Source organism: Treponema sp. R6D11, from assembly GCF_054786075.1.
The window spans coordinates 1-10,642 of sequence record NZ_BDHD01000061.1; the positions used below are offsets into that span (position 1 = coordinate 1).

The 10,642-nt window shown below is 42.9% G+C and carries 12 protein-coding genes; 3 read left to right on the plus strand and 9 right to left on the minus strand.

The features are described 5' to 3' along the window. The 3 genes from ACYVTD_RS07050 to ACYVTD_RS07060 form a co-directional block, all read right to left on the minus strand. On the minus strand, positions 1 to 1,629 hold a 1,629-nt coding region (locus ACYVTD_RS07050), incomplete at its 3' end, for a glutamine--tRNA ligase/YqeY domain fusion protein (RefSeq protein ID WP_461247068.1). 10 nt (positions 1,630 to 1,639) lie between these two features. Continuing rightward, a complete protein-coding gene (locus ACYVTD_RS07055) occupies positions 1,640 to 2,209 on the minus strand; it encodes a hypothetical protein (protein ID WP_461247069.1) in 570 nt (189 codons plus the stop codon). A gap of 42 nt (positions 2,210 to 2,251) precedes the next feature. After that, positions 2,252 to 2,803 carry an NUDIX hydrolase gene (locus ACYVTD_RS07060; RefSeq protein ID WP_461247070.1) on the minus strand — a complete coding sequence of 184 codons (552 nt, stop codon included), beginning with the start codon at positions 2,801 to 2,803 and terminating at the stop codon, positions 2,252 to 2,254. A 61-nt stretch (positions 2,804 to 2,864) separates the two neighbouring features. On the opposite strand from ACYVTD_RS07060, the gene ACYVTD_RS07065 reads away from it, so the two are divergent. Beyond that, complete coding sequence (locus ACYVTD_RS07065) at positions 2,865 to 3,260, plus strand: acyl-CoA thioesterase (protein WP_461247071.1); 396 nt, start codon at positions 2,865 to 2,867, stop codon at positions 3,258 to 3,260. 6 nt (positions 3,261 to 3,266) lie between these two features. On the opposite strand, the gene ACYVTD_RS07070 is transcribed toward ACYVTD_RS07065, so the two are convergent. The 3 genes from ACYVTD_RS07070 to ACYVTD_RS07080 are packed head-to-tail and all read right to left on the minus strand — an operon-like array spanning position 3,267 to position 5,918. After that, complete coding sequence (locus tag ACYVTD_RS07070; RefSeq protein ID WP_461247072.1) at positions 3,267 to 4,232, minus strand: omptin family outer membrane protease; 966 nt, start codon at positions 4,230 to 4,232, stop codon at positions 3,267 to 3,269. Positions 4,233 to 4,245: 13 nt separating this feature from the next. Then, complete coding sequence (gene ddlA, locus ACYVTD_RS07075) at positions 4,246 to 5,361, minus strand: D-alanine--D-alanine ligase (RefSeq protein ID WP_461247073.1); 1,116 nt, start codon at positions 5,359 to 5,361, stop codon at positions 4,246 to 4,248. Between the two features lie 2 nt (positions 5,362 to 5,363). Continuing rightward, positions 5,364 to 5,918 carry a rhomboid family intramembrane serine protease gene (locus ACYVTD_RS07080; RefSeq protein ID WP_461247074.1) on the minus strand — a complete coding sequence of 185 codons (555 nt, stop codon included), beginning with the start codon at positions 5,916 to 5,918 and terminating at the stop codon, positions 5,364 to 5,366. Between the two features lie 197 nt (positions 5,919 to 6,115). On the opposite strand from ACYVTD_RS07080, the gene ACYVTD_RS07085 reads away from it, so the two are divergent. Both ACYVTD_RS07085 and ACYVTD_RS07090 read left to right on the plus strand, forming a co-directional pair. Next, entirely contained in the window at positions 6,116 to 6,271 is a 156-nt protein-coding gene (locus ACYVTD_RS07085; RefSeq protein WP_461247075.1) for a hypothetical protein, read from the plus strand. Beyond that, positions 6,272 to 6,832, plus strand: coding sequence for a hypothetical protein (locus ACYVTD_RS07090; protein WP_461247076.1), 561 nt, complete (start codon positions 6,272 to 6,274; stop codon positions 6,830 to 6,832). It begins immediately after the preceding gene. On the opposite strand, the gene dusB is transcribed toward ACYVTD_RS07090, so the two are convergent. The 3 genes from dusB to flcA form a co-directional block, all read right to left on the minus strand. Beyond that, positions 6,823 to 7,845, minus strand: a complete 1,023-nt coding sequence (gene dusB / locus ACYVTD_RS07095) for a tRNA dihydrouridine synthase DusB (protein ID WP_461247077.1) — start codon at positions 7,843 to 7,845, stop codon at positions 6,823 to 6,825. The two genes, ACYVTD_RS07090 and dusB, sit on opposite strands and share 10 nt — an antisense overlap. 136 nt (positions 7,846 to 7,981) lie before the next feature. Next, positions 7,982 to 8,758: a TatD family hydrolase gene (locus ACYVTD_RS07100; RefSeq protein ID WP_461247078.1), complete on the minus strand. Its 777-nt coding sequence runs from the start codon at positions 8,756 to 8,758 to the stop codon at positions 7,982 to 7,984. A gap of 136 nt (positions 8,759 to 8,894) precedes the next feature. Next, positions 8,895 to 10,642, minus strand: a 1,748-nt coding sequence (gene flcA, locus ACYVTD_RS07105) for a periplasmic flagellar collar protein FlcA (protein WP_461247079.1), incomplete at its 5' end; no start/stop codon positions are given.

Sequence of the window (10,642 nt, forward strand, 5' to 3'; positions counted from 1 at the left end):
TTGGAAAACTTTGCCCGGCGGGACGCTTGCAAGCGAAGGTTCAGCCTGCGCATTTTCAATTATTTCCAGCGAATTGGGATTTAAATTATCGGTAAATTCGCCGGGAGAGCCGTCGGGACGGGCAGGGACTTCCATAGGCTTTTCTACGCCGAAAAGATAATCGTAAATACGAGCCTGTATAGGAACTGAATGTTTTGCGGATACCCAATGTATTGTCCCTTTTACTTTTTTGTTGTCTTGAGCGTTACCGCCGCGAGTCTGCGGGTCGTAAGTGCAACGCACGGCTGTAATATTGCCGTTTGCGTCTTTGTCAAAGCCTGTACAAGTAACAATGTACGCATAACGCAGGCGTACTGAGTTTCCCGGGAAAAGACGGAAATATTTGGGCGGCGGGACTTCTTCAAAATCTTCACGCTCAATCCATAATTCGCGGGAGAATGGCACTAGGCGTTTTCCCGCGCCCTCATCTTCTGGGTTATTTACCGCTTCCAATTCCTCGGTTTTGCTTTCGTCCCAATTTTCTATGATTAGCTTGAGAGGGCGCAGAACTGCCATTACACGCAGAGCGCGTTTGTTTAAGTCTTCGCGCAGGCAGTATTCAAGAAAGGCGATGTCTACCATGCTATCTGTTTTTGCGATGCCAATTTGCGAAACAAAACTGCGGATAGCTTCGGGAGTGTAACCTCGACGGCGAAGACCGGCTATTGTCGGCATTCTTGGATCGTCCCAACCTGAAACATATTTTTCCTGCACAAGTTTCAAAAGCCAGCGTTTGCTCATAACGGTATGGCTCAAATTAAGACGGGCAAATTCAATCTGACGAGAAGGAAAAACTTCCGCCTCTTGGATAAACCATTCGTACAAGGGGCGGTGGATTTCGTATTCAAGAGAGCAGAGAGAGTGAGTGACTCCCTCTTTAGCGTCGGAAAGCGGATGTTGAAAATCGTACATTGGATAGATACACCATGAATTGCCTGTGCGGTAATGGGTTTCACGGCGTATTCGATACATGACAGGATCACGCAGCAACAGATTAGGATGAGTCATGTCAATTTTTGCCCGCAGGGTTTTTGCTCCGTCGGGGTATTCGCCCGCGCGCATTTTCGCAAAGAGGTCAAGATTTTCCTCAACGGAACGATCTCTGTAAGGACTGTTTCTGCCCGGCGGCGTTATGGTGATATTATTTTTATCGGCGACCGCCGTCCCTCTGTACTCGCTCATTTCGGTATCGGTTAAATCATCAACGTACGCTTTTCCTTTTTTGATAATTTTTATCGCAAGCTCATACAGGTACTCGTAATAATCTGAAGCGTAATATTCTCGGTCTTCCCAATCGTAGCCCATCCATTTAATATCGCGCTTGATTGCCTCAACGTAAGAGATGTCTTCTTTTTCGGGGTTTGTGTCATCAAAGCGCAAGTTGCATTTTCCGCCGAAACGCTCCGCCATGCTAAAGTCGATATAAAACGCCTTGCAGTGACCGATGTGTAGCCAGCCGTTTGGTTCCGGCGGAAAGCGCGTATGCACATAACTGTATTTTTTTGCCGCTAAATCTTCTTTAATAAATTCGCTGATAAAATCCGTTCCCAAGGAATCCGGTTTTGTTTCGGCGTTATTTTCGTTAATCATATTTTCCCTTTTAAAAATTTGTCAGATAACATAGACCCAGAAGTAAAACCGCCCATAAACATTTGTCATTCTGATCAATGTTTTTATTTTTCAACTCTTTTAATAAAGTAAGTTTGCTTCCGTACCACCAGAAAAGCCCCATTTGCGCGTCAATGCGGAAGGTGTACTCGGCAAAATCTTCTTTTTCGCTTTGAGCGCCGAAAAAAAGATAAGCCAATTCATCAAGAATCATGCTAAAATCATCTATCGCTTTTATGTAATCCGTTTGCTCTACAATTTTCATAAACAACGGAATATCGTCCTGTAATTTTCCTTTGCGGTTTTCATCGGCTTCTTCCACCCATGTTTTTTTTATTAACAAAGCTAAATTATTTTGAAACTGCTCCAGAAAGGTTTTTAATTCTCCGCTGTTTGTCTCAAGCGCAAGCAAGCGCTGATACTCAACACCGATGCCAAGCGACTTTGCAAATTCTCCGGCGGCTTTTATATCTGGTTTTTGCCCTTTGGAAAAACCGTCTTTTAAAAATAGTCTTTCAGCCGTTTTGCGGTATTCACCTGGGAGAGAAGAACTTGCTGGCATATTTCCATGATACATAATGTAATTTGATAACTTATGTCGATTTTAGTCAAGGACATTAAGATAAGTTTTTACAGCTTTTACAGTGGAAGGAAAAGCGAATCGGGAAAAGTCAATTTCATCGGGTTTTAAGAATAAAATATCCGTGATTTCAGACTCCTGTCGGCGCAGGTCTTCGGGTTTAAGAGCGGGGGCGCGGAGCGAAAAGTACATATCGCATGTGTTGTAATCTATGCCCTTGTATTTGTACACATTGGAAAAAGACGCAAATAATTTAAAAATGTCGGCTAATTTCGCGCCGTTTGGAACAGGCGGCGTCCAATTAATTTCTTCCCGTAACTCGCGGTAGAGTCCGTCCAGAACGCCTTCGCCGGGATCGACAAAGCCGCCGGGAAGATCCAGTTTTCCGATACCCGGCTCTTTGCCGCGAACAAGAAAAATAAGCCGCTCTGTTTCTCCGTCCGGCACAATGATAATACAGCCGGTAGCGGCGGCGACATTGTGGTAATAAACAAGACCGCAGTCGGGACAGCGGAAAAACTTCCCCTCATTAAAGGTAATTTTTTTTGAAGCGCACGACGGGCAATAATTGAACATACTTTATAATACAGATAATATGGGACTTTTCAAAGTACCGCGCGATCAATATAATTGAATTATGAATACTGAATGTTCTTTAAAAGTAAGAAGCTATGAATGCGATGGCTACAACCATGTGAATAACGCAAACTACTTGAATTATCTTGAATACGCGCGTTATGAATTTCTTAAAGATATTGGTTTTGACTTTGTTAAGGCGACCAAAGCCGGTTACGGGCTTTACATTGCCCGAATAGAAATAGATTACAAAAAACCAGCATTTACCGATGATACATTGATTATTAAATCGCGTCCTGTAAAACAAGGAGCGGTAAGCGGCACTATCGCGCAGGAAATTTGGCGGGGCGAAGATTTATTAATCGAGGCGAAAGTTACATGGGCGTTTGTAGATTCAAAAGGCGCTCCTACAAAAATCCCGTCGGAGTTTGATGTGCCGGGATTAAAACCGGAATAATGGCTATTAAAATTTATACTTAGCGATAATGCCAATATCAGTTGCTGTATAACCCGCTCCACTTAAATTCTTCTCGATAGAAGCCGTCTGTCCAGTATATTTGTATTTTGCGTCGCCGCGAGAATCTTTTATTTCTCTATATGCGAATGAAAAAGATAAAATAAAATGCTCCGAAGGTTTATAAGAAAAAAGAATGCTTGGTTCTATGAAAGTCCCTCCTTTTAAACTATCGGTAATTACTAAATCACGCAGGATATGTTCATCTACAGCAACGCACCATATGAACGGCGTTATTTCAAACGCAAGTTCAATATCAAAATAACGGTTAAATTCTCCATAAAACGAAATTGCCGGAGAAAAAATGTGCCAAGTTTGTTCATAACTTATAACCTTAATAAGGCTCGATAAATATGAATGATCCCAATCTATAACACCGTCTCCGTCAAGATCCAATTTGGGGTATAATAAAGAACCGCCGCGCGCACTCCATGAAAAATACATATTATGATAAGAAATATACGACCTTAGTAAAAATTTTTGATAAATTAAAAATGACATTCCTAAATTTAAATCTATTAGGTTCGCAGAATCTACTTTACTATCATGAACAGAATAATTTGTTAACCAATTCGGACGATTTAAACCTGTCAATTCATAAGATAACCAATCTTTATCTTCCATTATGTCGGCTCCATCTGAAACCGCAATCTTGAATGAACCATTTACAAAAAACCCTAATATATTTCCCGGTTTTAACCATGAATATTTTAAATCTAGCCCAATGTAGTTGAGAGTTTTAAAATTCCAAAGTAATTCGCTTAATTTGTTATCCGATATTGTATTCATATATACGATTTCTTGCGCTTGCCCATTCAACGAGCCAAAATCCATACCGATAGAAAAATTATGTTCTTTAGCCGACAGATTAAAAATCATCACGACTGAAAAAACAAAGATAAATATTTTTTTCATATTATCCTCCAAATTAATTTACGCTGGTTTTTAACTTCCGCTCTTTTTCAAAACGGCTGACTGCCAATTCAATTAAACGGGTGATAAGTTCTGAGTAACCTATTCCGCTTGCTTCCCACATTTTGGGGTACATACTTATCTTTGTAAAACCGGGCATTGTGTTAATTTCGTTGACTATTATTTCGCTGGGCTGCGAAGCAGACCAAGGCTGCGAAGCAGACCTATCTTTTTTCAAAAAGAAATCTACTCGTGAAAGCCCTTCACAGCAAAGCACTTGAAAAACTTTTACGGCAAGTTCTTGAATCCGCTTTTTTGTAGCATCGTCAAGTTTTGCGGGGATTTCAAGAGCGGCTCCTTTTTCATCAAGATACTTTGCGTCGTAAGAATAAAATTCGTGAGAGGGAATAATTTCGCCGGGTACGGACGCAACGGGTTCTTCATTTCCAAGAACAGCGCACTCAATCTCTCTGCCTTGAATAAATTCCTCTATGACGATTTTTGTGTCGTACAAAAAAGCGTCCTTTAATGCGGCGGCTAATTCCGCTTCGTTATGCACCTTGCTGATACCGACAGAAGAACCCATGTTAGCCGGTTTGATAAAAAAGGGAACGCCCAATTCGTTTTTTATTTCCGCAAAAGACGGTATTTTTTCGTGACTCTTAATCGTGAGAAATTTTCCAATGGGGATACCAGCTTCTCGAAAAAGCCGTTTCATTACATCTTTGTCCATGCCGACGGCGGAGCCAAGAACCGACGGACCAACAAAAGGAATATCCGCTAATTTTAAGAAACCCTGTACTGTTCCGTCTTCGCCAAAAGGTCCGTGCAAAATGGGGAATACTACGTCAATATTAAAATTACCCGCTCCTTCGGCGGCAAACATTCCGTTGCTTTCGGGGCGCAAAGAAACAATTTTGCCGTTTGGATTAATTTTTACAAGAGCGGGATTATCGGAGTTAAGTAAAAATTTTTCCGCGTCGTTTATAAGCCAGCGCCCAGATTTATCTATCCCGATTAAGACAGGCTCGAACTTTGTCCTGTCAATCGCCTCATATACATTTTTTGCGGACAACAGAGAGATTTCATGTTCAGCGGATTTACCGCCAAAAAGTATGCCGACTTTTTTCATTTTTACCGCCCCGTAAGCCGCCGCCAGGGATTTACTCCAAAGCGAATTTGAAAATAAAGCCAGCCGATGCCGAAGCCGGCAAGATGAGTAAGATGAGCGACACCGCTATTGCGTCCGGTTATCGAAAAAAACAATTCCAGAGCGGTAAACCCCAAAACCATCACAGGGGCACGCAGTGGAAGTATTCCCCAAATATAAAGAATTGAATCGGGAAAAAATACAGCGTACGCAAGTTCAACGGCGAACAGAGCGCCGGACGCCCCCATAAGGGCGACTATATAATTGCCTGTATAATAATAAACCAGAAAAGAAAAAACTCCCGCTAAAACGCCTGTAACAAAATAGTAGAGCAAAAATTCCTTACTGCCCATTTGCCTTTCGACATGGATTCCAAAAATAAAAAGCCCCAACATATTAAAAATGATATGGCTAAAGCCGCCGTGCATGAACATATAAGTAACAAAAGTCCAAACCCAGCCATGCATAACCATAGCCGGAATCATCGATAATCTTGTAACAAGAAAATACCGAAATTCCGCCCCAAAAAATCGCGTCATTGCAAAAATGAGAAAATTGATACCTATGAGCCAATACACCGCATTAAAGTTAACATACCGAAACGGTCGTTTAATAATATTCATCTTTACATAAGAATAAAGATAGAATCAAATAAGGTCAACCGATGTAATCTGCTACTTGCATAGATGTCTTTTTTCGGTTATTATATTATTAAGAGATAATTATGGCGATTAAAATGCAAAAAAGTAAGGGTAATAAAATAAAACCTGTCCGTGCCACAATTGTGGAAGACCCGGCAGACTGGAAAAAAATGTGGCAGACCGCCCTTACTTCTCCCACCGAAAATCAAATTACACGAATGAAACATCTCCGCAGTTGTTTCGGCTCTTAAATGATCCTCATTACGCCCGAAAACTTCAGTAGTTTCTTTACTATTGAAAAGCTTACCCCTGTTCACCATATTATGGATTTTAATGGTGATAATACCAATGAGTATACGCTTTTTCTTAAACAAGACGCGTTGAAACATCAGGAAAATCATATCTCGAATACCTTTGTACTTGTTGAAATTGAAAGCCGCGCCATCGCCGCATATATTTCTCTTATTGCCGACGCTGTTACTTTGCAAGACGAAGAAAAAGCAAAGCTTTTGCTCCCTGATATATTTTTCGAAACTTTACCGGCTATTAAAATAGCCAAACTTGCTGTTGCTGAAAATTTTAGTGATACCTATTGCCGACTTGGTAGTCTTATGATTGATTTTTCACGAAGCATTGCCGACCAATGCAATGAACGTCTTATCGCCTGTCGTATTCTTACGGTAGACGCAGATATTGAATATGATAAAAATCTTCCCCTATTTTACGAGAAAAACGGTTTTACAGCCCTTCACAGTAAAAAATATACAAAAAAGACTCGTACCCTTCCCATGTGGACTGACATTTATCCATAGATAATCCGCCGATATTCCTCAATCGTTTCGGCGTGGACGGCTTTTTCGCGTAGAGCCGCTCCGCCGACAACACCTTTTGTGTAAGCGCAAAATTGTTTTCGCATTTCAAGACAGGCAGTTCTCTCTCCTATGTCAACGGCAAGCATTTCCAAGTGACGCATGGCGGCGGCTATCCGCACTGAAACTGAAGCCTGCTCCCATGAGCCTGTTTCCAATAATGAACGAGTTTGCGAAAAAATAAACGGATTGCCCTGTGCACCCCTTGCGAACATTATCGCCGCACAGCCTGTTTCTTTGAGCATTTTTTGTGCGTCTTCCGGCGTGTAAAGATCGCCTGAACCTGTAACAGGAACTGGCAGTCGGGAAACTAAATCTGCTATGTGCGACCAATCGCTTTTGCCGCCGTAATTTTGTGCCCGTGTGCGAGGGTGTAGAGTAACCATTGCCGCTCCGGCTTCAACTGCAATCCTTGCACATTCGGCGTAGTTTAGCGATTTACTGTCCCACCCTGAACGTATTTTTATTGTTACAGGAACAGAGCCTAAACTTTCACGCGAAGCGCGAACTGCCGCTTCCACTACTTTGCCAATGACGGACGGGTTTTTCATCAATGCCGATCCTGCGCCATTTTTTACAACTTTTGGAACAGGACAGCCTGCGTTAATGTCCACAGCGTCCGGTTTTAGTGGCGCAAGCAGAGTAGCCGCCTTGTAGATAGATTCGCTCTCCGCGCCGAATAATTGTATAGCATAGCGTTTTTCTTTCTCTCCACGCCGAACCAAATTGATAGCGGCAGTGTTACCTGAAGACGCTTCCGTCTCTGCACCCAACCCATACCTTCCAAAATTACGGTACAACGCTTCGGCAGAAACAAGCTCCGTAAAAGAGAAATCCGCCCCCTCCTCAGCGCAAATGGAGCGAAACGCCCGGTCAGTGTAACCAGCCACAGGCGCAAGAAAGAGATTCCCCGTCAATTCAAGTGCTCCAATTTTTACAGGACGATATAAACTCATTTTAAATTTCTCGCTCTCTCTAACGCTAATCAATGTAGCTTACGCTGGTTTTCTAACTTCTCCCCACTGTTCGTGTGGTTCGTGTTGGTTCGTGGTAGAATTCTTCTTCTCTTGTTCGTATTGGTTCGTGTTTCCGCTATTCATTCGGCAAGCCGAAAAATTTATTCGAGTTTTCCCAGAGTTGAGCGGCAAGCTCCTCTTCGTCCATGTCGAGCATATTTGCCATGAAACGAGCGGTTAGCGGCATATACTTGGGCATATTTCTTTTGCCGCGATAATCCGCCGGAACCATGAACGGAGCTTCCGATTCAATCAATATACGGTCTGTGGGCAGAACGGAAAGCGTCTCGTGCAGATTTTTGGCGTTCTTGTATGTAAGATTTCCCGCAAAAGAGAAATATAAATTAAGCTCCAGAGCTTTCTCGGCATAAGCGGCATCTTCGGAATAGCAGTGAAGCACCCCGCCTTTCGGAGGCAGACGGTCTCGGAGAATATCTAAGACATCGTGTCCCGCGTCGCGGTTGTGAATTATTACGGGCTTACCGAGCTTTGCCGCAAGGTCGAGCTGGGTAATAAAAAGCTCTATCTGAGACTTCTTGTCGCCGAATTTTCGGTAATAATCAAGACCGATTTCACCAATGGCGACAACACGTTCATATTGAACGCTTTGTTCAATATGTTGAAGCCAGTCCTTGCCCGGGTTTTGAACCTCGGACGGGCTGACCCCTACGGCATGATAGACATTTGCCGCCGATTTAAGATTTTCATAAACCTGACCAAAGTCATGAAGACTGTTGCAAATTGAGACAATTCTGGCGACGGAAGCTTGACGGGCTTCCTGTATGACTATTAACTGCTCAATGGGGTCATCAACTATAAGCCCCAAATGGGCGTGAGTATCAAAATACTGCATAGCTTTTATCCAAAAGGTAAGAATTAGATGTATACCAAACTGGTATAGCACATTTTAGCATAAACAGCGAAACTCGTCAACATTTTTTTTATTTTAAAATGCGAAATTTTGTACAATTTTTCGGCGAAAAATACCTCTATAACCCGCCCAATGGGGCTAATTCTTCCCAGCGTGAGGGTTCAAGGGCGTCTTTATCAATACGGACAAAGATTTGCGGTCTGTATCCGCTGGTTGGGCGTAGGGCGTTATTTGCGTTCAAGTAGCCAAGATTGATGCTTGGCGCTCCAGAGCTCTCTGTCATACGGCTTCTTGTCATTGATTCGGGGTTACGAGTAATAGCGTCCCATGCGCGAGAAGATTCGGCGTATAAAACCATAGCCTTGGAGCGGTAATCGCGGTTACCTGTTTGTCTTGCGAGAGCCTCGTTTACAACTCCGGCGTTATTCCTCGCCATCATAAGACGTTCTCCTGTCTCAAGGAATTGGACGCTGTCATTCGGCAATAGTACGGGCAGTCTTACGCGCTGGACTTCCAAAATATCAAGCAGGCGGTTGTAGTAGCCTTGAGCCGCAAAGTAGTCGCCGCGCTGATAGGCGGCATTTCCCATGGCAAAGAGCAAACGTCGATTTAAGGGCAATTCTTTTGAAGCCCTAAACAGATAATCAAGGGCATTTCTCCAGTCTTCTTGCTGATAATAAGCGGCTCCCATACGATACTGAACTTCGGGCGGAGCATAGCCGTATGTTTCGGCTTTTTTGTAGTTGGATATGGCGGCTTCCATGTTGCCCGATTTTACAAAATACTCAAGGTCTCCGCGCAGAGCGTATAATTGACCAAGTTGGGAAGAAGGGGGAATCAAATTCCTGTTCATGAAATCTTCAAACAGCTCTATGCCTCTTACCGCCTGTTCGTCAGCGGGGAAGAATTCTTTGTTGTTGATAAGCAGATTCGCGTAACGATAATGAGTATCAACCCGATAAAGGCGGCGTTTTATAGACTCCTGTTTAGCAAGGTCAAAGGCGCGGATAGCGTTTTCCAAAGTTAGTCGTTCTTCATGAGTATTGCCAAGATTATGATAATAGCGGGCAAGATGATAGTGCGATTCGGGCAGATACGGATCTTGCATGACTGCTTTTAACAGCATATCCCTTACGCTTTCTATGCTTTCAATGTACGGATCGGGTACGGTTCCCGGCGTTTTTTCTAGTTGTTTATCCAACAGATAGCCACCAAGCTCGGCGAGAGTTGGGGTAGAAAGTTTTCGTTTCTTTGGATCGTTTTCAAACCAGACTCTTAATTGAAGCGTCTCTTTTAAATTGTCCGTGCGGATAAAATACTTTAGCATTCTTTCAATGATTGGCGGTTGCCATCCGTATTTCTCAATGAGTCTGGCGTAAGAGAAACGCGCGTCTTCGTATCTATCATAGAATTTTGCAGGGTTGGAATCAGCCCAATCAAGAAAGTTGTCTCCTGCGGCAAGAAGTCCGTCGTAATCATTGGGAGCGTAATCAAGGAGTTCCCGCTGTAAAAGCCTATTTGCCTTGTCGTAATTCATTAAATAATATGTGTCAAGAGCCGCATAATCCAAAACGCCTTTTTTGTCCCGCGGGTAATATCTTAAAAGCTCATCGTATTTATTTTCCGCAAGCATATAGCGGCGTTGATCCCTGAATGCTTCGGCGTAGGCGTAAAACCATTTTTTCTTGCGATGCAGAGTAAAGGCGTCATGGAATAATTCATTTGCCCGTTGGTACTCTCCTGCGGGGATACGTTCATAACCACGTTTGTACAGGGATTCGGCTTTAAGAGGTATGTAAATAAATTTGTAACTTAAATACATAACAGAGCCTGCCATTAACGCAATAAAAGTAAACAGTCTTATAA

Coding starts and splice junctions, on each gene's coding strand:
- ACYVTD_RS07055 (WP_461247069.1), bottom strand. CDS start 2,209: ATGCCAGCAAGTTCTTCTCTCCCAGGTGAATACCGCAAAACGGCTGAA.
- ACYVTD_RS07060 (WP_461247070.1), bottom strand. CDS start 2,803: ATGTTCAATTATTGCCCGTCGTGCGCTTCAAAAAAAATTACCTTTAAT.
- ACYVTD_RS07065 (WP_461247071.1), top strand. CDS start 2,865: ATGAATACTGAATGTTCTTTAAAAGTAAGAAGCTATGAATGCGATGGC.
- ACYVTD_RS07070 (WP_461247072.1), bottom strand. CDS start 4,232: ATGAAAAAAATATTTATCTTTGTTTTTTCAGTCGTGATGATTTTTAAT.
- ddlA (WP_461247073.1), bottom strand. CDS start 5,361: ATGAAAAAAGTCGGCATACTTTTTGGCGGTAAATCCGCTGAACATGAA.
- ACYVTD_RS07080 (WP_461247074.1), bottom strand. CDS start 5,918: ATGACGCGATTTTTTGGGGCGGAATTTCGGTATTTTCTTGTTACAAGA.
- ACYVTD_RS07085 (WP_461247075.1), top strand. CDS start 6,116: ATGCAAAAAAGTAAGGGTAATAAAATAAAACCTGTCCGTGCCACAATT.
- ACYVTD_RS07090 (WP_461247076.1), top strand. CDS start 6,272: ATGATCCTCATTACGCCCGAAAACTTCAGTAGTTTCTTTACTATTGAA.
- dusB (WP_461247077.1), bottom strand. CDS start 7,845: ATGAGTTTATATCGTCCTGTAAAAATTGGAGCACTTGAATTGACGGGG.
- ACYVTD_RS07100 (WP_461247078.1), bottom strand. CDS start 8,758: ATGCAGTATTTTGATACTCACGCCCATTTGGGGCTTATAGTTGATGAC.